General features: G+C 47.6%; 25 protein-coding genes and 1 pseudogene. 6 read left to right on the top strand and 20 right to left on the bottom strand.

From position 1 onward, the window contains the following. Positions 1 to 218: 218 nt before the first annotated feature. The gene (locus MY7_RS16515) at positions 219 to 1049 is read right to left on the bottom strand and encodes a PRD domain-containing protein (protein ID WP_012118737.1); all 831 of its coding nucleotides are present in this window, start codon (positions 1047 to 1049) and stop codon (positions 219 to 221) included. Between the two features lie 23 nt (positions 1050 to 1072). Further along, positions 1073 to 1387: a hypothetical protein gene (locus tag MY7_RS16520; RefSeq protein ID WP_029325747.1), complete on the bottom strand. Its 315-nt coding sequence runs from the start codon at positions 1385 to 1387 to the stop codon at positions 1073 to 1075. 525 nt (positions 1388 to 1912) lie between these two features. Between MY7_RS16520 and MY7_RS16525 the strand changes: the two genes are divergently transcribed. Next, positions 1913 to 4324, top strand: coding sequence for a S8 family peptidase (locus tag MY7_RS16525; RefSeq protein WP_007614561.1), 2412 nt, complete (start codon positions 1913 to 1915; stop codon positions 4322 to 4324). 41 nt (positions 4325 to 4365) lie between these two features. Here the strand turns inward: MY7_RS16525 and MY7_RS16530 are convergent, their stop codons facing one another. From MY7_RS16530 to MY7_RS16545, 4 genes are all read right to left on the bottom strand, one after another. Beyond that, positions 4366 to 5367 (bottom strand): LLM class flavin-dependent oxidoreductase, encoded by a 1002-nt coding sequence (locus MY7_RS16530; protein WP_007614564.1) that lies wholly within the window; start codon positions 5365 to 5367, stop codon positions 4366 to 4368. Positions 5368 to 5528: 161 nt separating this feature from the next. Next, positions 5529 to 6278, bottom strand: a complete 750-nt coding sequence (gene nfsA / locus MY7_RS16535; RefSeq protein WP_007614566.1) for an oxygen-insensitive NADPH nitroreductase — start codon at positions 6276 to 6278, stop codon at positions 5529 to 5531. A gap of 102 nt (positions 6279 to 6380) precedes the next feature. After that, entirely contained in the window at positions 6381 to 7568 is a 1188-nt protein-coding gene (locus MY7_RS16540) for an FtsW/RodA/SpoVE family cell cycle protein (RefSeq protein ID WP_007614568.1), read from the bottom strand. 201 nt (positions 7569 to 7769) lie between these two features. Then, positions 7770 to 8228 carry a GNAT family N-acetyltransferase gene (locus MY7_RS16545; RefSeq protein ID WP_029325748.1) on the bottom strand — a complete coding sequence of 153 codons (459 nt, stop codon included), beginning with the start codon at positions 8226 to 8228 and terminating at the stop codon, positions 7770 to 7772. A gap of 291 nt (positions 8229 to 8519) precedes the next feature. Between MY7_RS16545 and ywcE the strand changes: the two genes are divergently transcribed. Continuing rightward, positions 8520 to 8780 carry a spore morphogenesis/germination protein YwcE gene (gene ywcE / locus MY7_RS16550; protein ID WP_007614574.1) on the top strand — a complete coding sequence of 87 codons (261 nt, stop codon included), beginning with the start codon at positions 8520 to 8522 and terminating at the stop codon, positions 8778 to 8780. 42 nt (positions 8781 to 8822) lie between these two features. Here ywcE and qoxD read toward each other — a convergent pair whose 3' ends face one another. Genes qoxD through qoxA form a run of 4 tightly spaced genes read right to left on the bottom strand, consistent with a single transcriptional unit; the run spans position 8823 to position 12764 of the window. Then, entirely contained in the window at positions 8823 to 9191 is a 369-nt protein-coding gene (gene qoxD, locus MY7_RS16555; RefSeq protein ID WP_007614576.1) for a cytochrome aa3 quinol oxidase subunit IV, read from the bottom strand. Position 9192: 1 nt separating this feature from the next. Then, on the bottom strand, positions 9193 to 9807 hold the full coding sequence (gene qoxC, locus MY7_RS16560) for a cytochrome aa3 quinol oxidase subunit III (RefSeq protein WP_003150930.1): 615 nt from the start codon (positions 9805 to 9807) through the stop codon (positions 9193 to 9195). Positions 9808 to 9821: 14 nt separating this feature from the next. Beyond that, positions 9822 to 11771, bottom strand: a complete 1950-nt coding sequence (gene qoxB, locus MY7_RS16565; RefSeq protein ID WP_007614578.1) for a cytochrome aa3 quinol oxidase subunit I — start codon at positions 11769 to 11771, stop codon at positions 9822 to 9824. Between the two features lie 27 nt (positions 11772 to 11798). Beyond that, positions 11799 to 12764, bottom strand: a complete 966-nt coding sequence (qoxA, locus tag MY7_RS16570; RefSeq protein ID WP_087920812.1) for a cytochrome aa3 quinol oxidase subunit II — start codon at positions 12762 to 12764, stop codon at positions 11799 to 11801. 503 nt (positions 12765 to 13267) lie between these two features. Between qoxA and MY7_RS16575 the strand changes: the two genes are divergently transcribed. Continuing rightward, complete coding sequence (locus MY7_RS16575) at positions 13268 to 13513, top strand: GlsB/YeaQ/YmgE family stress response membrane protein (RefSeq protein WP_003150926.1); 246 nt, start codon at positions 13268 to 13270, stop codon at positions 13511 to 13513. Positions 13514 to 13529: 16 nt separating this feature from the next. Here MY7_RS16575 and galT read toward each other — a convergent pair whose 3' ends face one another. The 4 genes from galT to MY7_RS16595 form a co-directional block, all read right to left on the bottom strand. Then, the gene (gene galT / locus MY7_RS16580) at positions 13530 to 15071 is read right to left on the bottom strand and encodes a UDP-glucose--hexose-1-phosphate uridylyltransferase (protein WP_007614582.1); all 1542 of its coding nucleotides are present in this window, start codon (positions 15069 to 15071) and stop codon (positions 13530 to 13532) included. Then, positions 15061 to 16245, bottom strand: a complete 1185-nt coding sequence (locus MY7_RS16585) for a galactokinase (protein ID WP_007614583.1) — start codon at positions 16243 to 16245, stop codon at positions 15061 to 15063. The genes galT and MY7_RS16585 overlap by 11 nt, the downstream gene beginning before the upstream one ends. A gap of 51 nt (positions 16246 to 16296) precedes the next feature. Then, positions 16297 to 16683 carry a GtrA family protein gene (locus MY7_RS16590; protein ID WP_029325749.1) on the bottom strand — a complete coding sequence of 129 codons (387 nt, stop codon included), beginning with the start codon at positions 16681 to 16683 and terminating at the stop codon, positions 16297 to 16299. Positions 16684 to 16762: 79 nt separating this feature from the next. Next, positions 16763 to 17386: a TetR/AcrR family transcriptional regulator gene (locus MY7_RS16595; RefSeq protein ID WP_007614590.1), complete on the bottom strand. Its 624-nt coding sequence runs from the start codon at positions 17384 to 17386 to the stop codon at positions 16763 to 16765. Between the two features lie 335 nt (positions 17387 to 17721). Here MY7_RS16595 and MY7_RS16600 point away from each other — a divergent pair, with 335 nt between their 5' ends. The 3 genes from MY7_RS16600 (at position 17722) to MY7_RS16610 (ending at position 19454) form a co-directional block, all read left to right on the top strand. Beyond that, positions 17722 to 17883 (top strand): anti-repressor SinI family protein, encoded by a 162-nt coding sequence (locus MY7_RS16600; RefSeq protein ID WP_003150917.1) that lies wholly within the window; start codon positions 17722 to 17724, stop codon positions 17881 to 17883. 216 nt (positions 17884 to 18099) lie between these two features. Continuing rightward, positions 18100 to 18780 carry a class I SAM-dependent methyltransferase gene (locus tag MY7_RS16605; RefSeq protein WP_007614593.1) on the top strand — a complete coding sequence of 227 codons (681 nt, stop codon included), beginning with the start codon at positions 18100 to 18102 and terminating at the stop codon, positions 18778 to 18780. Continuing rightward, the gene (locus MY7_RS16610) at positions 18780 to 19454 is read left to right on the top strand and encodes a glycosyltransferase family protein (protein ID WP_007614595.1); all 675 of its coding nucleotides are present in this window, start codon (positions 18780 to 18782) and stop codon (positions 19452 to 19454) included. The genes MY7_RS16605 and MY7_RS16610 overlap by 1 nt, the downstream gene beginning before the upstream one ends. Before the next feature lie 20 nt (positions 19455 to 19474). On the opposite strand, the gene MY7_RS16615 is transcribed toward MY7_RS16610, so the two are convergent. The 6 genes and pseudogenes from MY7_RS16615 to cidR all read right to left on the bottom strand — a co-directional run bounded on the left by MY7_RS16615 (position 19475) and on the right by cidR (position 24230). Beyond that, positions 19475 to 20077, bottom strand: a complete 603-nt coding sequence (locus MY7_RS16615) for a DsbA family oxidoreductase (RefSeq protein ID WP_007614597.1) — start codon at positions 20075 to 20077, stop codon at positions 19475 to 19477. Between the two features lie 85 nt (positions 20078 to 20162). Then, positions 20163 to 21419 carry an iron uptake transporter deferrochelatase/peroxidase subunit gene (gene efeB / locus MY7_RS16620; protein WP_029325750.1) on the bottom strand — a complete coding sequence of 419 codons (1257 nt, stop codon included), beginning with the start codon at positions 21417 to 21419 and terminating at the stop codon, positions 20163 to 20165. 21 nt (positions 21420 to 21440) lie between these two features. Next, positions 21441 to 21754: pseudogene (locus MY7_RS19795) on the bottom strand (Efem/EfeO family lipoprotein); the annotation flags it as partial. A 75-nt stretch (positions 21755 to 21829) separates the two neighbouring features. Next, a complete protein-coding gene (thiE, locus tag MY7_RS16625) occupies positions 21830 to 22504 on the bottom strand; it encodes a thiamine phosphate synthase (RefSeq protein WP_007614604.1) in 675 nt (224 codons plus the stop codon). After that, positions 22501 to 23319 (bottom strand): hydroxyethylthiazole kinase, encoded by an 819-nt coding sequence (gene thiM / locus MY7_RS16630; protein WP_007614606.1) that lies wholly within the window; start codon positions 23317 to 23319, stop codon positions 22501 to 22503. Before thiM ends, thiE begins: the two co-directional genes overlap by 4 nt. Before the next feature lie 2 nt (positions 23320 to 23321). Further along, the gene (cidR, locus tag MY7_RS16635; protein WP_003150908.1) at positions 23322 to 24230 is read right to left on the bottom strand and encodes a cidABC operon transcriptional activator CidR; all 909 of its coding nucleotides are present in this window, start codon (positions 24228 to 24230) and stop codon (positions 23322 to 23324) included. Positions 24231 to 24254: the final 24 nt, after the last annotated feature.

A 24254-nucleotide genomic window follows, 5' to 3' on the forward strand; every position in this document is an offset into this window, starting at 1 on the left:
ATGTATCCCCCTTTCTAAAATCAAAAAAGACCTAAAATTCGCCAACGAAAAAGGTCAGCATGATCCCTTTTTCATGTACGCAAATTTTAGGTCTTGCCTGTATTACCAGTCACAATCCCGCCGGATTCAGTTTTTTTAATGCGCTTTCATTCTATTTCATGATAGCGCTTTCGTCAATATGTTTTCAAAAAAAAAGTCTGTTTCTCGAAACAGACGCGTTATTCCGGGTTTTTTTGCAGACGCTGGACATGCAGCGTAATATAGCCGGCCTCGGATTCCGGCAGTTCCAAATCATATTCATTTTTTAAAAACGCCGCCAGTTCAAGCGCACACCGATAAGCAAACGGATACTTTTTTTGGATGAAATAAAGCATCTCCTCGTCCATGGAATGGAGTGCTTCATTTGAGTCCAACCGGCTGACCGCATACCGCAAGTGCGTGACGAGGCGCTGATAGGAAATACTGTCTTCATCCACCTTCTGTTCGAAAAAGGATTCGATCTTTTCGATCATTTCTTTGATCATGGTTGTATGCTTCATCGCCGAATACATGCTTTTGGCATCCGCCTTGGCAGTGTGGATATGAAGCGCGATATACCCCGCCTCATCATCAGGCAATGATATACCGAGGGTTTGTTTCACGTGTTCAACCGCCCAGCGGCCGATCTCATATTCTTTTTTATAAAGCGCCTTAATTTCATGAAGCAATCGGTTATGCACCTGAAGGCCGTTTTGAATCCTTTCGATCGCAAAGGATAAATGGTCCGCCAGCGCAATGTGGATGTGATCGCTCAAAGGTGCCGCAAGCTCTCCCTCCGCATGGCTGATGATATCTTCAGCCGCCTCTATATGCTCTTCGGGAAGCGTTTCTAACACTTGTTTGAACTTTTCATTTTCGTCGTGCACGACAAATATTTTTTCAATTTTATGTTTTTGAATCACATCATTTTTTCTCTTTTGAAAAGCGATTCCGGGACCCATTACGATCTTTTCCCGTCCGTCTTCTTTTATTAACGCCGCATTGTTATTTAATACTTTGTCTATTCTCAAGAGGTTCGCTCCCGTTCTTATGTTTAGTGGGATTGTACCCTCTTTTTCATATGATGTAAAGGTGTCGGACCCGCGCGCTCCCGTTTCGGCAATTCTTTGCGGACAGGCATCCATCGGTTTTTATCCAGCCTGCCGCTGGCCGATTTCGTTTCATCGGTCAAATCCGCCGATCGGACACGGCTCACAAACGAAAAAGCCCCAGCCGTCCGGTTCGCTTTCTTATGATAAGCCGCTTGGTTTCCGTACACGGCGGCTAATGGATATCTTCCGTTACCCGGCGCCATCCAGTTCATCAGAAAGACCATCCACACCCGTAAAGATACTAGCAAACGTTTCATTGCAAATCATCCCTCCGCTTCTTTTTGACAGACAGCTTGTTCGCAGGCCTGTTTTTCTCTCCGCTTTAACGGAAAAGGCGGCCGATCCTTCTCCGTTAAAAACTAGCGGGTCTAGCAACCCTATGACTCTATGATAGACGCGGTCGGGCGAATTGTTTGTCACAATATGAGTGAAAAAACAAACTAGTTTTCAGAAGTTTTGTTGAAAGCTGATGGAAATGACCTGAAAAATGGAAAAGCCGATAAAAAAAGTTATACACACTTTATCCCTTGGTTAAGCACAGCTTAAACACAGGGTATATCCACATATCCACAAACTTGATCTATATTTTGTATAGGAACATTCGTTCCCAACAATATATATACACAAATTTATTCAGTTATGCACAGGATTCTGTGTATAACTCCCTCCTTATTCACAGACCAATTTCCATAAATGAGTCATATGTCACAAGGATTATTTTGAATTTTCAAGAAATATATACTAGATTTCTAATTTAGATAAAGAAAAAGGGGGAAACACGATTGAAAAAAGGAATCATCCGTTATCTGCTTCCGGCTTTTGTCTTATCCTTTACCTTATCCACAAGTTCACAGGCTGCGCCGGCTTCAAAACCGCAAACTCCTGATCTTGAGAAGGCTGAGGTGTTCGGTGACATTGATATGACCACCGGCAAACAAACGACAGTCATCGTGGAGCTGAAAGAAAAGTCACTGGCGGAAGCAAAGGAACTCGGCAAAGCACAGACAAAAAGCAAGCTGAAAAGCGAACGCGCAAAAGTGAAAAAGAAAGCGCTCAAAACCATAAAACACGGAAAAATCAACAGGGAATATGAGCAAGTGTTTTCCGGCTTCTCCATGAAACTCCCGGCAAATGAAATCCCCAAACTGCTGAGTGATCAGGATGTCAAAGCGGTTTATCCGAATGTTACCTATCATACCGATCAGCTCAAAGATAAAGACATCACCCTATCTAAAGATGCCGTGTCTCCGCAGATGGATGACAGCGCGCCTTATATAGGGGCAAATGACGCGTGGAAGCTCGGCTATACGGGTAAAGGCGTCAAGGTTGCCATTATTGACACCGGTGTCGAATATAAACACCCTGACTTAAAGAAAAATTTCGGACAATATAAAGGATACGATTTTGTGGATAACGACTACGATCCTGAAGAAACGCCGTCCGGTGATCCGAGAGGCGCGTCGACTGACCACGGAACCCATGTCGCGGGCACGGTAGCGGCAAACGGAACGATTAAAGGCGTCGCGCCGGATGCTACACTCCTTGCCTACCGTGTGCTCGGTCCGGGCGGAAGCGGAACAACGGAGAACGTCATCGCCGGCATCGAACGCGCGGTACAGGACGGAGCGGATGTCATGAACCTTTCTCTCGGCAATTCTGTGAATAACCCAGACTGGGCGACAAGCACGGCGCTTGACTGGGCGATGTCAGAAGGCGTCACGGCCGTTACATCAAACGGAAACAGCGGGCCGAACAATTGGACCGTCGGCTCTCCGGGAACGTCCAGAGAAGCCATCTCCGTCGGAGCGACCCAGCTGCCGCTGAACGAGTACGCCGTCTCCTTCGGTTCCTATTCCTCAGCGAAAGTAATGGGCTACAACAAAGAAGATGACATAAAAGCACTGAATAAAAAAGAAACAGAGCTCATAGAGGCGGGTATCGGCGAGCAAAAGGATTTTGAAGGCAAAGATCTGAAAGGAAAAGTCGCGGTCGTCAAACGGGGCAGCATCGCCTTTGTGGATAAAGCCGACAACGCCAAAAAAGCGGGCGCGATCGGTATGGTTGTGTATAACAATGTCCCGGGAGAAATTGAAGCCAACGTACCGGGCATGTCCGTGCCGACGATTAAACTTTCATCAGAAGACGGCGAAAAACTCGTCAGCCAATTAAAAGCGGGCGGCACAAAAGCGACTTTCAATTTATCCGTGGCTAAATCGCTCACTGAACAAATGGCAGACTTTTCGTCACGCGGTCCGGTTATGGACACGTGGATGATTAAACCTGACGTCTCCGCTCCCGGCGTAAACATCGTCAGCACCATTCCGACCCATGATCCGGCCGACCCGTACGGCTACGGATCGAAGCAGGGAACGAGCATGGCTTCCCCGCATGTAGCCGGCGCAGCTGCCGTCATCAAGCAGGCCAAACCGAAATGGAGCCCGGAACAAATAAAAGCCGCTCTCATGAACACGGCGGAAACCTTAACGGACGCGGACGGTGACGTATACCCGCATAATGCGCAAGGCGCCGGAAGCATCAGAATCATGAAGGCGATCAAAGCAGACTCCCTTGTCGCCCCGGGAAGTTATTCTTACGGAACGTTTATGAAAGACAAAGGCAATGAAACGAAAAAAGAAACCTTTACAATTGAAAACCAATCGTCCATCAGAAAATCATATCAGCTCGTGTACTCTTTCAACGGCACAGGCATTACCGTTTCGGGCACAGACCGGGTCGTGATCCCCGCTCATCAAACCGGAAAGGTCAATGCGAAAGTAAAGGTCAATGCCAAAAAAGTAAAGGCAGGCACCTATGAGGGAACCGTCACAGTGCGTGAAGGCGGAAAAACAGTCGCAAAAGTGCCGACGCTGCTGATTGTAAAAGAGCCGGACTATCCGCGCGTGACGTCAATCGACGTGCAGGACGGCACAACGCAGGGAACCTACCAAATTGAAACCTATCTTCCGGCGGGAGCCGAAGAGCTTGCCTTCCTTGTATATGACAGCAATCTTGACTTTGTCGGCCAAGCCGGCATCTACAAAAAGCAGGATAAAGGCTATCAATATTTCGACTGGAACGGCAAAGTCAATGGTGACACCGCACTGCCGGCAGGAGAATATTATATGCTGGCCTATGCCGCGAACAAAGGGAAATCAAGCCAGGTGCTGACTGAAAAACCTTTTATCATTGAATAACCGAACAACCCTGCTGGAGCATCAGCAGGGTTTCTTTCTGATTAATCGGCAAAAGCTTCTCGAAGCAGGCGATATGACTGAAGTTTATCTTCAAAATGATGAGTAATGGTTACAGCCATCACTTCTTCTGTTCCGTATGCTTTACTGAGAGCCAGAATCTGTTCTTTCACTTGCTGCTTCGTTCCGATGATCATTCGGTTCCGATTATCGGCAATTCGTCTTTGCTCATACGGTGTATACGTATTGCCGCGGACGGTTTCGTAAGACGGTACGCCGTGAAGCGGAATCCCCTGTTCACCCGCAAGCAGCGTATAATCCATGACGGCCGCGAGTTCCTCCGCTTTCTCCTCCGTGTCCGCGCACAGCACAAACACCGCCACGGCTGTTTTTGGTTCTTTTCCTAATAGAGAAGGTTTAAATCTGCGCTTATATTGTGCTGTCGTGCTTTCTCCGCCTTCTCCATTAATAAAGTGAGCAAACATATAGCCTGCACCCATTTCTGCGCTCAGAAGCGCGCTTTCCCCCGAAGAACCGAGAAGCCAGACTTCCGGCGACGTCTTAATAAGGGGTGATGCGGTCAGATTCGGAAAACGGTGATTGTCATCGGCTGCATCATGCAAATACATCGCCAGCTCACGAAGCTGCTGCGGATATTGATCAGCACTACGCTTCCCGCCGTCATTCAGCGCCCATGATGCGATCGGCATTCCGCCCGGCGCTCTCCCTAATCCGAGATCGATTCTGCCCGGCGTCAACCCTTCAAGCACGCGGAAATTCTCCGCCACTTTATATGCGCTGTAATGCGGAAGCATGACACCGCCTGAGCCTACACGAATCTCATTCGTTTTCGCCGCAATATGGCTGATCAGCACTTCAGGGCTTGAACCCGCCAACCGCTCTGAAAAATGATGCTCTGACACCCAAAACCTCTTATATCCGAGCTTTTCCGCCTCCTGCGCCAGTCTTACTGTATTCCGCAGCGCGCTTTCCGCAGAACTCCCTTCTGATACAGGAGATTGATCTAATATGCTTAATGAAATCATCACTGTCACCTCATCAACATCGTACCACTGCTAAGCCGTTTTTTCTTTCTGTATGCTTATAAGCATCCCTGATGATAAACATTTATATACCTTGTTCCATTTTGTCGAAATATGTTACACGTGAAACATAAAAAACCTCTCCCGTCAGGAGAGGTTTTTTCTTAATTCTTTTGAAAACCTTTATCTTTTACATATTGATTCAAATAGGTTCTCGGTTTTTGTTTCATGAACTGCAGAATTTGATCAGACCACGTTTCAACCCGCTTGCCGTTTGTCCGTTTATCATAATAAGCGGAGATGGTTTCATCATATTCCTTCATATAACTGCGGAAGTTTTCTTCATTCGTATCATACGTGTTTTCATGATATACGGCTTGTTTCGGCAGGCGCGGCTTTTGACCGGACGGATGAGCGGGATGACCGACTACCAAGCCGAACAGCGGCAGCACATGGTCAGGTGTACCAAGCACTTCCGTCACCTGATCAAGTTCATTTCGAATGCCTCCGATATAACAAATGCCAAGTCCCATTGATTCCGCGGCCACACTTACATTTTGTGCGGCAAGTGCGGCATCAATGACGCTGACCATAAACATTTCCGTATTCTCAAGAAGCTCGGTAATGTTTTCGCCTTTTTCCTCAGCAAGTTTTTTATGGCGGTACAAATCAGCGCAGAACACAAACAAGTGCCCGTTATTTTCGACGTAAGGCTGGTTTCCGGCCAGCGCCGCCAGCTTCCGCTTTTTCTCCTTATCGGTTACGCCGATGATGGAGTAAGCCTGCACGTAACTGGACGTTGACGCCGCCTGGGCGCTTTTCACTAATGTATCTATCTCTTCTGCTGTCAGAAGCTCGTCAGTAAATGATCGGATCGACCGATGATTAAGTATAGTTTCGATGGTATTGTTCATATAAAAGCCTCCTTCTCTCTATATCATATCCGAAAGGGAATCATGTCAAAAGCGAAATGCTCTAAACAAAAAAAGACAGCCCGAAAAACGAGCCGTCTCACATTAAGAATTGAACAAGTAGCTTTTATATTTCGTCAGCTGCACACTTGCGTTATATACGATCCCGAAGCTGATTAATGTAGAAAGCACCGAGCTCCCCCCATAGCTGACAAACAGCAGCGGAATACCGGTAACCGGCATAATGCCGATATTCATCCCGATGTTCTGGAAGGTGTGAATCACGATAAGTGCAGTAAATCCTACGCAAAAAAACGCGCCAAATCGGTTAAACGCATGCAAGCGGTCAATCAGCACCACAAGTCTGTAAATTAAAAAGAAAAACATGACAACCGCAATGGCGCAGCCTAAAAATCCAAAACTTTCACCCAAAATCGCAAAGATAAAGTCGGTCTGTCCCTCAGGTACGTACACCTTCAGATTATGAACACCGTTTCCGGTAATGCCGCCCGATCCGATCGCCATAACGGCCTGATCCACCTGCCAGCTTTTATCGCTCTCTGCCTGAGTCGTTGCCGCACTGGAGTCAGACATCCACGATGTAATCCGGTTAATTTGATAATCCGCAATGCCGATTGAATTCGCCACATGGGGAAATTCAATCACGAGAACTAAGAAAAGGCCAAGCACGAGCGCGGCCGAACCGCCGATGATGGTGATCAGCTTCCAGTTTACACCTGACATAAACACCATCACCATAACGATAAACAGACAGATCGCACCCGTTCCGGCATCCTGCAAAACGATCATCCCGATCGGAATAACCGTCCATGCCGCAATTTTCAAAAGCAGATTCACATCTTCCCGAAGTGACCTTTGATCCTTCGGGCCCGCCTTCGATATAATGGACGCGACCATCATCATAATTCCTATTTTCGTGAACTCTGAAGGTTGAAGAGTGAAGCTGCCGATTTTAAACCAGCTCTTCGCTCCGTTTTTAATCGGCGCGATGGATTCCGGCGCCACACGTAAAAGGAGCAGTGACAGCACGCCGGCAATTAACACGTACAGACTCAGTTTTTCAAGCTGCTCTAAATCAAAATACATGATACTGACCATGAGACCGGCTCCGATGACATAAAAGACGATCTGTCTCATCCAGGCATCACTTCCGTACTGCCCGAACTGTCCGGCCGCATAAATCGCCGCAACACTAATTATTAAAAACACACCAAATATAAAAATCAAATCCCCCTGATAATAGGGATTTTGCTGTTTCTTATATCGACTCATTCTATCCCGCCTTACATTTTCATCGGAAGTCACTATTGTTTATTATACATGAACACTGTTCAAGAAAACATGATGAGGTTGCTTCCTTTTTATTTTTTACGGTTTGGGGACTACACGACATATGACGTGTCAGAAAAGGAAATGTTTCGGTCATGACGAAACTTTTCCGATAAAAAACCCCTTCTCGTCAGAAAAGGGGTTTCAGTCTATGTTTAACGTCATAAACAAGCTGTTCGGGTCCTCTTTATAATGTGCAAACGGATTACAATATTGAAACCCGGCTTTTTCATACAGGCGTCTGGCGGGGAGAAAAGCCTCCATAGAACCGGTTTCTAAGCTGATACGCTGATAGCCTCTCCGCCTTGCTTCTTCAAGCATATGGCGGAGGATCCGATTGGCTGTGCCTTTTCTGACATGATGCCGAGAGGTTCTCATTGATTTGATCTCACCGTGCCGGCTGTTTACCTCCTTTAAGGCACCGCAGCCGAGCAGGATGCCGTTTTCCCTCGCACTCCAAAACGTAACGTCAGGCTGACGCAGCCGGTCCGCATTGAGCGCGTGTATACTTTCCGGAGAAGAATGCATGGTCATGCTCTTCAGATGCTCCTGCAAAAGCGCAATGACATCCGGCGCTGTGACATCTTCTTTCCTTACGTCCACTTCAAACCGCCCTTGCTGTGCATGTTTCTTTGACCATAGGAAAGGTTCACAGCCTGCGCCATTCCATTGTCCGGAAATGTGACAGGGTATTTGGCCTTTCCGGTTTCTTGTACCTATCCAAAAATGAGGCAATAGTTGCAATACATTTCTCGAAAAAGCGGTATCAAAAATTGGAAAACATGGTATAATAATTGTAACAAAATGTTCAAAAAACGACCACAAAACAGACACATTTCATTCTCTGTATTTCATTTTGGAAACGCTCCCATAAAATGAAAGGAGACATGTAAGATGGACATGTTTTTTGCTTATTTACTGGTCGCAAGCGCAACACCCCTCTTTATCTGGCTGGATAACAAAAAAGTCGCTCTTTCGGCCATACCGCCAATTATTCTCATGTGGGTTTTCTTCTACTTTTACGCAACCAGCAGCCTATCCCCTCTCGGCCACACACTCATGATCATCCTGTTTGCCGCCAACGTCATCGTTGCCCATATCGCCGCCTTTATCATTTACGGCCTTCCGCGCCTGCGCCGGAGAAGAAGCCAATAAAGGCACAAAAAACCCTCTTCGTCTGAACGAAGAGGGTTTTTTTTATTCCTGATGTTCGGAATGATGCTTCGCACCGCCAGGAGGGTTTCCATCCATATGGTCACCGTGATGGTAGTGCGCCGCAAAGATCCAGATGGAACCAAGGATGATAACAATCGCTCCGAAAAATCCGAAGAGCGTGTTTCCGACTTGAATTCCGCCGTTTTCGCTTTCTGTCATGTGCATGAACATGAGAAGCTGAAGACCAGCTTGGATAAATGCGAATCCGAAAATGATCCAGAGTTTTGCTGATGAGCTTAAATCTGTATATACCGCAACCCAAAGGGCCAGCAGGGTCAGAATAATAGACAACGCAAAACCTACGATATGCTTCCACGGAAAGTGGCTGTGTTCAGCAGATTTGTTTGCCATATTATAGTCCCCCCAATCCGATGAGATAGACGCCTGTAAAGATGAAGATCCAAACAACGTCTAAGAAGTGCCAGTATAAACTTGAGATAAAGATTTTTGAAGACGTCTGCGGCGTTAATCCGCGTTTCTTCAATTGCAGTAAGATGCCGGCAATCCAGAAGATACCGATCGTTACGTGCGTTCCGTGCGTTCCTAGAAGGACGAAGAATCCAGACCAGAAAGCACTTGTACCGAGAGATGCTCCTTCATGTACATAGTGGATGAACTCGTTAAGCTCACATCCGACGAAGCCCGCGCCGAGAAGGAGCGTAATGATCGTCCAAATGACGACGCCTTTTAAACTTCCGCGACGCATTTCATGAACAGCGATCCCGCAGGTGAAACTGCTGATCAGAAGCAGGAATGTCATGATCATGACAAGCTTCACTTCAAATAATTCAGCCGGTAAGACTCCTCCTGCTGTTCTTCTTTGAAGAACGAAGAAGGTTGCAAATAGTGTTGAGAACAACACAATCTCTGCCCCTAAAAAGATCCAAAACCCGAGAATATTGAGTCTGCCGGTTTCAGATTGATATTCCATAGGCGCGTTAGAATTGCCGTGTTCTGCATGTTCCATAAATCACGCCTCCTTTATTCGGAAATCTTTCTTTCCGTCTCTTTTATTTCTTCAACAGGTATATAGTAGCCATTGTCATATTCAAATGAACGAAGCACCATGCAAAGCAGAATGCCGATCAAGCCGACAATGCCCATCCAGAACCATTCAAATACAAGTCCGAAGCCTGCAATACCGAACGCCACTGACATAATAAGCGGTCTTCCGGAGTTGTGCGGCATATGGATTTTCTTGAACTTGCTTTCCGGATGAATATCCGTTTTGTCTTCTTTCAATTGCAGTAACGCATCTTGAGATTTCACTTCAGGAAGCACCGCAAAGTTGTAATGCGGCGGAATCGCAGATGAAGTCGCCCACTCAAGCGTACGTCCCACGCCCCATGAATCTCCGCTGATCTCGCGAGTAGAGTAGCGGAAGCTGTAGTAGATGTTGTAGCAAAGGATTAAGAATCCGACACCCATCATGAAGGCTCCGACAGTTGAAATAAAGTTCAATGCAGTCCATCCGTCATTCGGTCCGTAAGTGTAAATACGGCGAGGCATACCTTGCAGCCCCAAGAAGTATTGAGGGAAGAAACATACATTAAATCCGATCATAAAGATCCAGAAGAACCATTTTCCGATTCTTTCGTTCAGCTTGTGGCCGAACATTTTCGGATACCAGAAAATAAATCCTGCGAAACATGCAAATACCGTACCCGCGATCAGCACATAGTGGAAGTGAGATACGAGGAAGTACGTATTATGGTATTGATAATCCGCTGCAGCCATTGCAAGCATAACCCCTGTTACCCCGCCGACAACGAAGTTCGGGATGAACGCAAGCGCCCACAGCATCGGTGTTGTAAAACTGATCCGGCCTTTATACATCGTAAAGAGCCAGTTAAAGATTTTAACCCCGGTCGGAACCGAAATCGCCATCGTTGTAATTGAGAAGAAAGAGTTAACGGACGCACTGTTCCCCATTGTGAAGAAGTGGTGAGTCCATACAAGGAAACTCAGGACGGAAATGGCGATAATTGAGCCGACCATCGCTTTGTAACCGAATAACTGCTTTCTTGCAAACGCTGAAATAATTTCAGAGAAAATACCGAATGCCGGTAAGATAACGATATATACTTCAGGGTGTCCCCAAATCCAGAACAAGTTAGCCCAAAGCATCGGCATACCGCCGGCTTCCAGCGTGAAAAAGTGAGCGCCGAACAAACGGTCAAATGATAACAGCGCCAATGCCACTGTCAAAACAGGGAAGGCGAATACGATAATTACCATTGTAATCAGCGTCGTCCATGTGAACATCGGCATACGCATCAGCGTCATGCCTTTCGTACGCATTTTCAGGATCGTCACCATAAAGTTGATACCCGTCATCAGCGTACCGATACCGGCAATCTGAAGACCGAGCAGGTAGAAGTTCTCACCAGGCCCGGGACTCATGTCGTTGCTTGCCAGCGGCATGTAACTCGTCCAGCCTGCGTTCGGAGAACCTCCGATAACGAAAGAAATATTGAAAAGCATCGCACCTACGAAGAACGTCCAGAAACTCAGGTTGTTCAAGTAAGGGAATGCTACGTCGCGCGCACCGATCTGCAAAGGTACGACAACGTTGATCAGACCGATTAAAAACGGCATCGCCATGAAGATAATCATGATCGTACCGTGAGTCGTAAAGATCTCATTATAGTGGTTTGAGTCTAAAAAACTGTTATTAGGAAGCGCTAACTGGGCGCGCATCATCAAGCCGTCGACCCCGCCGCGGAACAGCATGATAACAGCAGAGATAATGTACATGATTCCAAGTTTCTTATGGTCTACAGACGTAAGCCATTCAGACCAGAGCCATTTCCACTTTTTGAAGTATGTGAGTACAACGATGATAGCAATAGTGGAAAGCGCAATGGAAACTTGTGCGCCCAGAATTAATGGGTCACCTGTTACAAAAAATTCATCCCATCTCAATTTCATTCGGGCTTCCTCCTTTCTTGTTCAATTTCAATCTTGTTTATCGTCGGATACTTTAAATTCGTTTTTCTTTACATTTTCCCACGGATCTGTTTTAGAGTGCGGTGATACGGCTTTGTAGCCAAGGCGTTTGCGCGCCTCCATCGCATATTCGGCATCTTGGCCGTGGTCAACGTATTTTAAGTGTGTAGAAGAGAACGTTAATTTACCGACATTCTCCGGAAGCATCAGTTCGTCATACTTCTCTTTCGTCAGCTTTGGAGAATCGCTTTGGGCTTTTTTCACCCAGCTGTTAAAGTCTTTTTGCGTAACAGCTTTTACGTTGAATTTCTGGTCGGCAAAGTGTTCGCCGGTGAAGTTCGCGTTGCGGCCTTCATATGTTCCCACTTTGTCAGCCTGTAAGTATTGATCCATCAGCATTCCCGCCATCGCGTATTTTTGTCCCCCAAGCTGAGGAATCCATAGCGATGCCATTGAATCGGCTGAAGAAATTTTAAATAAAACCGGACGGTCTACAGGAATGTTCAGGTAGTTAACCGTCTCAATATCCTGCTCTGGGTAGCTGAATACCCATTTCCAGTCTACCGAAGTAGCATAAACAACAAGAGGCTCTTTATCCTTTGTCGCTTCAGGCGCTTTTTCTAACGAATATATCGTCTGTACGGTAGGCACAGAAAGTGCAATAACAATTAAAATTGGGATCACTGTCCAGACTACTTCTAAGAACGTGTTGCCGTGCATCTCGGGCTTGTAATTTCCGCTGTCTTTGCCTTTGCGGTCGCGGTATTTCACTAAAATGATTGTAAATAGTACGAATACGACGCCGACAATGAACAGCATAAATCCGATTGACAAGAGAATCAGATCTTTCTGCTGGTCTGCTACAGGTCCTTTCGGATCTAAAACGGAAATGTCGCTGCATCCGCCCAGTACGAAAACAACAGCCAACATCGCTATTAAAAGTAACGGTTTAAATGCTCTGAACAAGAAGATCACCATCCTTCCTATTGATGTAGTGAATCTGAAATGTACTTTCTCAAAATCTTTTCTCTATCTACCTTGTTATGCTATCAAAATCTGCCCTTATTAGCTTTATTTTTTTCTAAAGTTCATCTTTTTTTCGACCTAATGTCACAAAATCGTCAAAAAATGCATGAACTTTTTCCACTTGCGCAAATCAAACATAAAAAGTTTTAGATCATTTAGCATATATAGAGAAAAAAGATAGTGAGAACGAATAATACCAAATAAAGGTTTACCATAATAAAAAACGCTGGTCAACAAAAAGTTTCATTTTGTTAAACATTCTACAAAAGAAATATTTTTTCCTTTGCTCACACCTTTTCACACGGTTTCCATTTTAACGCAACGCATTGTGAAAAAAAAGACCGGAACGCGCCTTGATATGTTCATTATAAAAAACGCATTCATATGTTTAATATGGACAAAACGAAGGTAACATATAGGCATAAATAAATAAAAAATAGGAAGTGATATTTATGGGTTTTATCGTATCTCTGATTGTCGCTATTATTATCGGCTGGATCGGAAGTTTATTTGTAAAAGGCAGTATGCCCGGGGGAATCATCGGGTCAATGATCGCCGGTCTGATCGGCGCATGGATCGGGCACGGACTGCTCGGCACATGGGGTCCTCACCTTGCCGGCTTTGCCATCATTCCGGCAATCATCGGAGCTGCGATCGTGGTATTCTTATTCAGCCTGATCGCCAGAAGCAGAGGATAAAAAAAAGCCTCGTCCCTTATGGGATGGGGCTTTTTTCCGGTAGAGCGCCCAAATGGCGGATAAACCGCCGGAAAGCCGCTCTGCCTTCTTCCGTCTGTTTAAAGACGCCGGCATGCTCCAGTATCCGCGCAAAGGCATGGCCGATTTCCTCTTTCAAAATCTGTTCCGCGTTTTCTTTCGTTATCTTCCGCTTATGCAGCACACTGAGCGCCCAATCTTTATGCGCTGCCGCAGAAGGGTCTGCCGTTAAGACCGCTTCCGGGTCCGGTGAGCACAGCGCTTCAGCCGTGTATTTCATTTCTTGTTCAAGGCGGCCCGGCAGAATCGCAAGCCCCATTACCTCAATCAGTCCGATATTTTCTTTTTTCAGGTGATGAACTTCCTGATGGGGATGAAAAATTCCCAGCGGATGCTCATCAGAGGTGCGGTTATTTCTGAGGACGAGATCTAATTCGAATAAACCTTTTTTCCGCCGGGCAATCGGCGTAATTGTATTGTGCGGTGTTTCTCCTGAATAGGCGAGGAGATCAGCCGCCTCATCGGAATAACCGCGCCATGCCCGCAGGATGGCATCCGCCGCGCCGGAAAGCTCAGACGCGCTCTCGCTTTGCAGGCGGATGACCGACATCGGCCACTTCACAATTCCCAACACCGTTTTCGGATAGTCAGGCAGCCTGTACCGGCTTTCTGTCTCCGCCCGCGCCATCGGGAATTCATAATTGCCCCCCTGAAAATGGTCGTGGCTTAAAATACTGCCGCCGACAATCGGCAGATCAGCATTGGAACCGAGAAAATAATGAGGATACTGGCTGACGAACGACAGCAGCCGGTCAAACGTTTTTTTACTGATCTCCATCGGTTCGTGCCGGTCTTTCAAAACGATGCAATGCTCCCGGTAATACACATACGGAGAAAATTGCAGAAACCACTGCTCATCGCCGAGAATCACCGGAATGACACGAAGGTTTTGACGCGCCGGGTGATCCGGTCTCCCCTCGTACCCGACATTTTCTTTACAAAGAACACATCTCGGATAATCGGATTGAGGCTGCTCTTTGGCAGCCGCAATTGCTTTCGGATCTTTTTCCGGTTTTGAAAGGTTGATCGTGATGTCCAGCTTTCCGTAAGCCGTCTCAGCCGTCCACCCGACATTCCGCTGTATTCTGTCCGAACGGATATAATACACATCCTCTGAAAATCGGTAAAACGCCTTTGTCGCCTGCTCCGGCCCGTGCACCGCCTTTGTTTCTTCAAAACGACGGACAATCTCGGACGGCTGCGGGGCAAAGCAGCCCATGATCTTCGCGCTCAGCAGGTCGCGATAGGTGTCTGTATCGGCTGCAATCCGGCCTGTTTCTGCCGCCCATTCATAAATCGGGGCCAATATGTCCGGCAATGATGCCGCCGATTCATTTTCTTTCTGTTCTGAAACTTCCGGATGGGTGATATGCAAAGCTTCATATAAACGGTTTCTTGTATATTCAATATCAAGATAGGAAATCAGCTCTTTTTGCAATCCGTACCGGATTAAACGTTCCACGTGCCGCTCAATTGCCATCGTCATCCCCCTTTAGTTCTCTCGCTCCGGCTCCGACATCCGCCGTGTAAAAGTCAGCTTTTCTCCCTGTCTTTTCCTCATAGCGGGCCCCTGCCGTTTCAATAAAATCCGAAACCGCATCGTCCTTGACGATACTGACAGTACAGCCGCCGAAACCGGCTCCCGTCATCCTTGATCCGATCACCCCGCCGTGGCGCCAGGCCGCTTCAGCCAGTGTATCCAGCTCATGACTCGTCACCTCGTAGTCATCGCGTAAAGAGAGATGCGAATCCCTCATTAATTCACCGATATGATGAAGCTGATTGTTACTGAACATGTCGGCGGCCTCTATTGTGCGGTGATTTTCATAGACGGCGTGTTTCGCCCGGCGTCTGTTCACTTCATTCTGAATCAGCTCCGCATGAGCGTCAAAAGCGGAAGGGGTCAGCTCTCCCAGTGATTGAACGGAAAGATGCTTCTGGAGATCACAAAGCGCTTCCCCGCACTCCTTGAGCCTTGTATTATAGCCTGAGTCTGCAAGCGTTCGTTTTTTATTGGTATTTGCAATAACGATCGACAGCCCCGACAGCCCGAGTTTTGTATATTCAAAGCTGAGCGTCCCGCAATTCAGCAGAATCGCATGATGTTTCTTTCCCATTCCGATGGCGAATTGATCCATCATTCCGCAGCTGACGCCGATAAAGGAATTTTCCGCCGTCTGAGCGAGCTTCACCAAGTCGAGCATATCCGCCTCAAGCTCATGGCATTCCTTGAGAATGACCGCCGTAACAAGTTCAATGGAAGCCGAAGATGACAGCCCCGCTCCGTTCGGGATATTTCCCCAGAACACAATATCGAAGCCGTGCGGAAGGGAAAAACCGCTGCCGAGACATTCCGCCATGACCCCTTTCGGATAGTTGGCCCACCCGTCCTCTTTTTGATAACGGATATCATCGAGACTGCATTCCTTTATGCCCGCTTCCTTAAATTGATGAGAGTACATTCTGACGAGCCTGTCCCCTCTCTCCCGGACGGCTGCATATGTACCGATCGTCAGCGCGCACGGAAAGACGTGGCCCCCGTTATAATCCGTATGCTCTCCGATGAGATTCACTCTGCCGGGCGCAAAGAAAATGCGCAGGTCCTCCGATTCCCCGAATACATCAGCAAACGCTTTCTTTATTTTGTGCTTCATACGCATCCCCTTTCACCATTACACTTTCCCCCGGGGCGCGGAAAGAAACCGTTATGACACGCCCTCTTCTTTCGCTTTTCTGAAGACAATCCACTTGCTGGCCGCATAGTTGACGACTACGATAATGACGTTATCGGCGATTTTCGCCAGCGTTTCGTTCATATGAAATTGACTGACCAGAAGAATCATCATGGCGAGATCGATGGCGAGAGACAATACCCGCACGCTGAAAAAGGCCGTCAATTCTTTCATCAGACTCCGCATCCCCGCGGTCTTTTGCTGAAATACATACAGTTTATTCGTGACATATGCAAATAGAACGGACAGAATCCAAGCAGCGACGGTCGCCGCCTTGTAATCCATCTCAAAGGCCGACGTCAGAATGTAAAAACTGACGATATTCACGATGGTCGTGAATATCCCCATAATGATATACATCATAATTTCTCTGTAGCGCATGGCAGTTCCTCGCTTTCTGAAAGACTTTTCTAAACCTTTTGTCAAATCAAGAAGAACGTTACCCCGATTTTCTGCCGCTGACAAAAACATAGAGCGCGTCAAACATGCTGCGGAAAGTAACCGGCCTTCCCAGCACATTGGATTGCTTAATCATCCCGTCGATGAGCGCGCACATCATGTTAGCGGTATGCTCGGTATCTATATGGTCTTCTATTAAATTTCTCGATTTGAGCCAATTTATGTACATGGTGCTTTCTTCTATCCATAACTTATAAAGACGGATATAAGCTTCATATTCACTGACGACTTTGTAAGTAGGCATATGAACGGCAAAAGACACAACATTCCAGGCAGGCTTGCTGTTTACAAACCGCATCAACAGGCTGGCCGCGCTGGCCGCAGCTTCACAAAGCGTCAACGGCCGCGCTGTTTGCTTCTCTAATTCGTCGAGATAGCCAGTGATGATCCTTTTTTTAATCTGACGCCTGTCTAACAAATGCTTCAGAAAATCTTCCTTGCTTTCAAAATGAACGTAAAACGCGCCTTTGCTGAAACCCGCCGCTTTACTGATGTCATCGATTGAGACTGAATCGTAAGCTCTTTCAATCAGGAGATGAAGGCCTGCGTCAATAAAACTTTCAAATGTTTCTTCTCTCTTAATTTGAAATTTGTTTTTTTTCATTTTTTACCCCAGCTGTTTGATCATTCACTTTATCTTACACCGAATCATTCTTTTGCGGTATTTTTTATGCAAAAAGAATATGCTAGTCGACGCTTTGAGGGTAAATGTTAATAGGTCATATGATTTATTTTTATTTGCATACTATCCAGTCAGTATTTATTTGTTTATTATTATACGTAAGAATTCTTGAAGGATTTTGGTTATTTCAGTCATTTTCTTAGGGAATAGGTAGGTGAATTCATCTTCAATTTGGGATTACCGGCCAACTATGTGTGATATTTGTTATACATTGGCTGCTGTAGCTGGGCAAATCAATTTTTCAATTGGAGGTTCTTATGAAAACTCATGTAATGAAAGATATAGATCAAGATTGGCAATTGTTAATTCAAGAGGCTAGAATCATGGGTTTGCACATTGACGATGTGAGGCGCTTCTTAAATACTGAAAAAGCGGTGAAGAAAAAAACACCAATGAAAAACACCATCCGCCAGCGGTAAGATTACAGGCGGATCCTTTTACTATATGACCTGCCACAGTCCGCCCGCACCCGAGTTTTCAAAGGAACATCCGCAATAAGAGGGGAATCAGAGAACAAACCGTATACCGGACAACCATTCCCGTCCGCATTCCGCAATTGAACAGCCAAACATGGTGATATGAGATCCCCCCGCTGCATATCTTGTGTATATGCCCGTTTATGAGGTGATACACAGATGGATACGAATCCCTATTATGATGAAAAACAACAGAACTACTACGAAGGCCTGAATCCTTATTTATTGAACAAAATAGACGAAAACTGGCGGACAGTGCTTGATGTCGGCTGCGGCACAGGCAATTTAGGAGCGGCGATCGAACACCGCGGAATAACGGTTTACGGCATTGAAGCGTATCCCGAAGCCGCAAAAAAGGCGGAAAGCAAATTGAGCCACGTGCTTTGCGGCGACATTGAATCCGCCATTCTTCCGTACGAATCAGAACAATTCGACTGCATGCTGTTCGGAGACGTTCTTGAGCATCTTATCGACCCGTGGTCCGTGCTGAAAAAGCTTCGTCCTTATGTAAAAAAAGACGGCACGGTGCTTGCATGCATACCGAATGTCGGCCACATCTCAGTGGTGCTGGAGCTTTTAGCCGGCAAATGGACTTACAGGGACGCCGGATTAATGGATCAGACCCACCTGCGTTTTTTTACCCGTGAAGAGATGCTTTCATTATTTAAAGCCGCCGGCTATGAGGTGAAACGCATTGAGGCGATCCGCGTTGATCACCCCTCTTATCACAAAGCCATCGCATCATTGCACGAAGTATGCGTACAGCTTGGCATAAGGCATGACTTTATGACAGAAGCATCGGCGTATCAATATGTGATTGAGGCCGAGAGGAGCATGTAATGGATTCACATTCATTTCTGTTTGTCGTCTGTGTGAATGACGAGTCGCTGTACTCCCGGTGCAAAAGCCATATCATGCAGCTTACCGTCCCCCCTTCATACTCCGTTGATATCATGCCGATATACGATTCAGCAAGCATGGCCTCGTCCTACAACAAAGCGCTGAGACACCCCTCCAAATATAAAATTTATCTGCATCAGGATACCTTTATCATTCATCAGCATTTCCTTCATGATATGCTTCATATCTTTCAATCTCATCAGGAGCTCGGCCTTCTCGGTGTCGCCGGCTGCAAAACCCTGCCGCCGAACGGCATTTGGTGGGAAAGCGGAGAGCGGATGGGAAAAGTGATTGAATACCGGGGGAATGCTTATCACCCGCTGGACTTTGAGCACGGCGATGAAGACGGCCTGTTTACGCCCGCTGACGCCATTGACGGCTTGTTAATGGCGGCTCAATATGACGTGGAGTGGCGGGAGGATTTGTTTCGCGGCTTTCATTTTTACGACACATCACAGTCGCTTGAATTTCAAAAATACGGCTATCAAGTTGGCGTCGCCTGCCAAAAAGACCCTTGGTGCCTTCATTTTTGCGGCGACTCATTTGACGCCGCGGCTTATGAAGCGGACAGACAAACATTTGTCAAACACTATATGGCAAAGCCCTCTCGCTGATCGAGAGGGCTTTTTTCGGGTTAACGTTTATTCAGTTCCCGCTCAATGATTTGTTCAAAGGTTTCCTTCCCCGCCGCGCCAGGGATTCTCTCATCGCCGATGATAAACGTCGGCACTGCCGTAATGCCGGCTTCCTCATAAGCATGGCGGAGCGCTTCCCGCTGTACGTGTCTGTACGCTCTTGTCTCAAGCGCCTCTTTGAAGGCAGTGCCGTCAAGTCCGGCTTCTTCCGCAAGCTTTGTCAGCACGCCAACGTCACCGATATTTTGTTCTTCCTGAAAGAACGCCTGAAAAACGCGTGTATGGTATTCGCTTCCTTTCCCATGTTCCTTTGCGAAATGAAAGCCTTCAAATGCCAAATCCGTGTAAGGATGCGGTGACACGCGGGGGAACGTGATTTCAACGCCTAAAGACTGCGCCATCGGCTCAATGGAGTTTTTCCACATCTGCCGCTTGGCGGGATCATTCACCGGATCAAGTTTCGGCGAGGGGCTCGGACGCAATTCAAACGGCATCCATTCCACCTGTACGTCCTTGTCCTTGATTGCTTCTTCAAACGCCGCTTTGCCGACAAAGCAAAACGGACATACATAATCAGAATATACTTTAATCTGCAGTGTCATTGTAAGTCTCCTTTCCTTTTTATTTTAAGTTGTAACATATATAGTTACAAGTGTTTTTTTAAAAACACCCTCCATATGGAAGGTGTCACGATTCCAGCAGCCTTTGGGCGATATATTCTCCTTTTTTACAGCCGCCGGGACAGGCGAATAAGGAAGAGCCGATCGTTTGTGTGTATTCATTCAGTGCATCCTTTGCCGCCAAAGCCTTCAGCATCGGGACAAATTGGCGGTCCGGGTCTTTTTGAAAACAGATAAACAGCAGGCCTGCGTCAACATAGCCCGTCTTTGGATCAATTCCGTCCGTATAGGAAAATGCCCGGCGCAGAATCTGTCTGCCGGTTGATTTTGCCACGCTGACATGCGAGTCGGCGGGAATTTGATTCAGCTTCACGGGATCGATTTCCTCTTTTTGTCCGAAAGGCGCGCCCGAGCTTTTCACCCGCCCGAACGTGTCCTCTTGTTCCTTCAAGGATGAACGGTCCCATATATCTAAAAACATCTTAATTTTCCTAAACGCCATGTACGTGCCGCCCGTCATCCAGTCCGGCTCTCCTGATTGAACCCAAACGATCGAATTCATCAGGTTTTCATCCTTTGTGCTTTGGTTGCCGGTGCCGTCTTTGAATCCGAAGAGGTTGCGCGGCGTTTCCCCGTTTTTCCCGCCGCTTAAGAAACCTTTATTGAGAAAGCGGACTTCGCACACGCCTGCTGTCTGTTTCATCAGGTTGCGCACCGCGTGAAACGCCGTTTGTTCATTATCCGCGCAGACCTGTATGACGATATCACCGCCGCCTTGTTTCTTATCGAGCTTGTCGTTAGGCATCGGCGGAATATCGGCGAGGTGCTTCGGTTTTTTATCTTTCAGTCCGAAGCGGTCCTTCCCGTCTTTCTCGAAAAACCCGGGGCCGAAGCCGAAGGTAACGGTCAAATTCGCCGGGGCCAGATCCTGCGACTCCCCGGTATCCTGCGGAGGCATATATTTATTTTTCTGTTCGCCCGACGGGACGGCGCCTGAAGTCAGCAGCTGCGTCAGGCTTGTCCATTGTTTGAAAAGGGAGATGACATCGGCTTTGTCGCTTGACATGACATCAAGCGCTGCAAAATACACATACGTCTGATGCGCCGTTGTGATTCCCGCTTGGTGCTTTCCGTAAAAAGGAACGATTTGATCACAATCCCTTTTTTCATCATTCTTCTTTGAAGCGGTGGCTGCCGGTTTGAAGAGCGGCGCGAGTCCTCCGAGGCCGCTCGCTCCGACAGCGACGGCGGCGCCCGCGACGGCGCCCCACTTCAGGACATCCCGTCTGTGGATCTGTTTTTCCTTGTTTTGTTCATCGCTCATGCTGCGTCTTAACTCCTTTAAAAGCACATCGGCAATCTTCGACATGGTTTCAGAAAGGGCCGTCAGCCGTGCTTATCTCTCTGATTTGATCTGTACTTAATGTATCACAAGACGTATACGATTGATCGCACGTTTTGATTTCGACATCAAAACTTCAAATTCGCTGAATTCCGCATCAAGTTTTTCCGTGACCTCGAAATGATCTCTCACTGCGCGCTTTTCACTGGTTCATAGAGTGCTTTTAAGCCTTCGGCGCCGGCGGTGATTGGTTCAGGCATCACTTTGAGCAAAGCGATAGAGCCGTCAAACACTTCGGTCGATATTGCAAGCTGATTGCCCTGTTCTTGACATACGGCTTATATTCTCCAAGTCCGTCACTGCCTTTTTACGCACACAGAAAAAGGGCCGCCCTATCGGGACAGCCCTGCTTTGGAGTGCCGAATTTCCTCTGAAAACTTGCGCGCCGCCGCTTTTGGATCTTCAGCTTGGCTGATGGCGCTGATCATGCTGACGCCGTCTGCACCCGCTTCAATGACGGGCGCCGCGTTGTCAGCCGTAATGCCGCCGATTCCTACAATCGGAATGCTGATGCCCTGACGCCGCACCTCTTCAATCAATGTAACGCCTTGCACAGCTTCAGCATCTTTTTTTGTTTCGGTCGGATAGACCGGGCCCATTCCGACGTAATCGGCTCCGGCTTCTTCCGCCCGCTTCACCTCGGAGACATTATGTGCTGACACACCGAGAATCATATCGCCGATTGCCGCTCTCGTTTCTTCGGCGTCTGCGTCATCCTGTCCGATATGCACTCCGTCCGCCTCAAGGCGCAAGGCCAATTCGACATCATCATTAATGATGAAAGGAATCCCGGCCTGCCTGCAGACATCCTGCACCTGCTTCGCGAACAGGACACGTTCATCCCCTGTTAAAGAACCGCTCCCCTTTTCCCGAAATTGAAAAAGCGTAGCGCCGCCCTCAATGGCTTTTTTCACCACAGAAACGGGGTCTGCGCTTGTATTGTTTGATCCCATAATAAAATAAACCGATAACATATCCTTCATCATTTCCCGAGAAATACGCGTCATTTTTCTGTCACCCTTTCAATTGCAGCAAGCTCGGCCGCTTCTTGTTCTGAGATGCTTGCCAGCTTGTTTAAAAGCTCAATCTGGAAGCTGCCCGGCCCCTTATGGACGGTGTCCAAAGCGGCAAGCTGAGCGGCGCTTCCGTATACAGAAACGGCTGAAACGGCCGCTTGCAGAACGTCCTGCCCCGCTGCGCAGAAGGCTCCGATTACAGATGTCAGCAGGCATCCCGCCCCCGTCACCTTCGTCAGCAGTTTGTCACCGTTATGTACGGCGTATGTGTCGGTGCCGTCGGAGATGACGTCGGTTTTTCCGGTAATCGCAATGACCGTCTTCAGCCCGCTTGCAGCCGTCTTAGCGAGCTGAACCACATCTCCTCCGGCTTTCCCCGCATCCACGCCTTTTATCTTCCAATCAGGGGCGCCGGCAATATTGGCGATTTCCGCGGCATTCCCGCGAATGACGGACAAGCGGACCTCCTGTATGATCTTGCGGGCTGATGCCGTCCGAAACGGCGTGGCGCCGGCGCCTACCGGATCAAAAATGACCGGAACACCGTTTTCATTGGCCGATTTTCCGGCTGCGATCATAGCTTCAACCGACGCCGAACTGAGGGTGCCTATATTCAGGACGAGCGCTCCTGCGATTTTCGCCATGTCGGCGGCCTCCTCAATTGCATAAGCCATAACGGGCGATGCGCCGAGCGCGAGCAGTCCGTTAGCGGTGAAGTTCGTGACGACATTATTGGTGATACTGTGAACGAGCGGGTTTTGATCCCGCACTTTACTCAAGTGTTGAGCTGCGGTTTGTGCGTCCATGCTTAATCATCCTTTTTTCTCTTTTTCGGATTCCATAAATACGATTTCGTATGCTCCAGCCAGGCTCTGGCGGCAAAGGACATATAGCGGTCTTTCCGCCAAATGATGGCTAAATGCCACGGAATGACCGGATGAACGAGCGGAATGGTTCTGACTTTGTCAGGATCAAGACCGCGGCAGATTCTTTCCGGCAGCAGGCCGATACCGAGATTGGCGGATACCATTTCGCTGATAAAGTCCCACTGTGACGTTTCATAAATGACGTGCGGCCTGAATCCGGCTTTCACGCATTCCGTCATAATTCGATTATGAAGGACAAAATCCTCCCTGAAAAATATGAACGGCTCTTCTTTCAATTCGTGAAGACTGCATTCCTTCTCGTCCGCGAGCCGATGTGACGGATGGACGACGAGCATAAGGGTTTCCTTGACGATTGTGAACGTATGAAAAATCTCTTCATTCGCGGGAAGCACGACGACCCCGATATCAAGCGAGCCGTCCTCCACTCCTTGCTGCACTTTAATAGAGCCGTCCTCAACAAGCTGAAACGTCACATCGGGATATGTGACGCGGAAGTCACCGAGCACTCTCGGGAAAAAGCCGGACCCGATCATCGGCGGAAGACCGATGCGGACGTGCCCTTTCTTCACTTCCATAATATCGTTCAGCTCTGACGTCAGGTTTTGGAATGACTTTGTGATTTCCTGCGCCTGCACATACATGCTCTGCCCGGCGTCAGTCAGTTCAACTTGCCGGCCATTGCGGTAAAACAGCTTAATGCCGAGCTCCGTCTCCAGGTTTTTAATCATTTTTGAAATTGTCGGCTGTGAAACATACAGCGACTGTGAAGCCTTCGTAAAGCTTTTCAAACGGGCCACTTCCAAAAAATACGTTAAGTGCCGGATATCCATTACATTTCATCCTTTCTATAGACA

Origin of the sequence: Bacillus sp. 5B6 (assembly GCF_000259405.1) — a bacterium.
In the GTDB taxonomy this organism is placed as follows: domain Bacteria; phylum Bacillota; class Bacilli; order Bacillales; family Bacillaceae; genus Bacillus; species Bacillus velezensis.

Coding starts and splice junctions, on each gene's coding strand:
- MY7_RS16520 (WP_029325747.1), bottom strand. CDS start 1,387: ATGAAACGTTTGCTAGTATCTTTACGGGTGTGGATGGTCTTTCTGATG.
- MY7_RS16530 (WP_007614564.1), bottom strand. CDS start 5,367: ATGATTTCATTAAGCATATTAGATCAATCTCCTGTATCAGAAGGGAGT.
- nfsA (WP_007614566.1), bottom strand. CDS start 6,278: ATGAACAATACCATCGAAACTATACTTAATCATCGGTCGATCCGATCA.
- MY7_RS16540 (WP_007614568.1), bottom strand. CDS start 7,568: ATGAGTCGATATAAGAAACAGCAAAATCCCTATTATCAGGGGGATTTG.
- ywcE (WP_007614574.1), top strand. CDS start 8,520: ATGGACATGTTTTTTGCTTATTTACTGGTCGCAAGCGCAACACCCCTC.
- qoxD (WP_007614576.1), bottom strand. CDS start 9,191: ATGGCAAACAAATCTGCTGAACACAGCCACTTTCCGTGGAAGCATATC.
- qoxC (WP_003150930.1), bottom strand. CDS start 9,807: ATGGAACATGCAGAACACGGCAATTCTAACGCGCCTATGGAATATCAA.
- qoxB (WP_007614578.1), bottom strand. CDS start 11,771: ATGAAATTGAGATGGGATGAATTTTTTGTAACAGGTGACCCATTAATT.
- MY7_RS16575 (WP_003150926.1), top strand. CDS start 13,268: ATGGGTTTTATCGTATCTCTGATTGTCGCTATTATTATCGGCTGGATC.
- galT (WP_007614582.1), bottom strand. CDS start 15,071: ATGGCAATTGAGCGGCACGTGGAACGTTTAATCCGGTACGGATTGCAA.
- MY7_RS16585 (WP_007614583.1), bottom strand. CDS start 16,245: ATGAAGCACAAAATAAAGAAAGCGTTTGCTGATGTATTCGGGGAATCG.
- MY7_RS16590 (WP_029325749.1), bottom strand. CDS start 16,683: ATGTATATCATTATGGGGATATTCACGACCATCGTGAATATCGTCAGT.
- MY7_RS16595 (WP_007614590.1), bottom strand. CDS start 17,386: ATGAAAAAAAACAAATTTCAAATTAAGAGAGAAGAAACATTTGAAAGT.
- MY7_RS16600 (WP_003150917.1), top strand. CDS start 17,722: ATGAAAACTCATGTAATGAAAGATATAGATCAAGATTGGCAATTGTTA.
- MY7_RS16605 (WP_007614593.1), top strand. CDS start 18,100: ATGGATACGAATCCCTATTATGATGAAAAACAACAGAACTACTACGAA.
- MY7_RS16610 (WP_007614595.1), top strand. CDS start 18,780: ATGGATTCACATTCATTTCTGTTTGTCGTCTGTGTGAATGACGAGTCG.
- MY7_RS16615 (WP_007614597.1), bottom strand. CDS start 20,077: ATGACACTGCAGATTAAAGTATATTCTGATTATGTATGTCCGTTTTGC.
- efeB (WP_029325750.1), bottom strand. CDS start 21,419: ATGAGCGATGAACAAAACAAGGAAAAACAGATCCACAGACGGGATGTC.
- thiE (WP_007614604.1), bottom strand. CDS start 22,504: ATGACGCGTATTTCTCGGGAAATGATGAAGGATATGTTATCGGTTTAT.
- thiM (WP_007614606.1), bottom strand. CDS start 23,319: ATGGACGCACAAACCGCAGCTCAACACTTGAGTAAAGTGCGGGATCAA.
- cidR (WP_003150908.1), bottom strand. CDS start 24,230: ATGGATATCCGGCACTTAACGTATTTTTTGGAAGTGGCCCGTTTGAAA.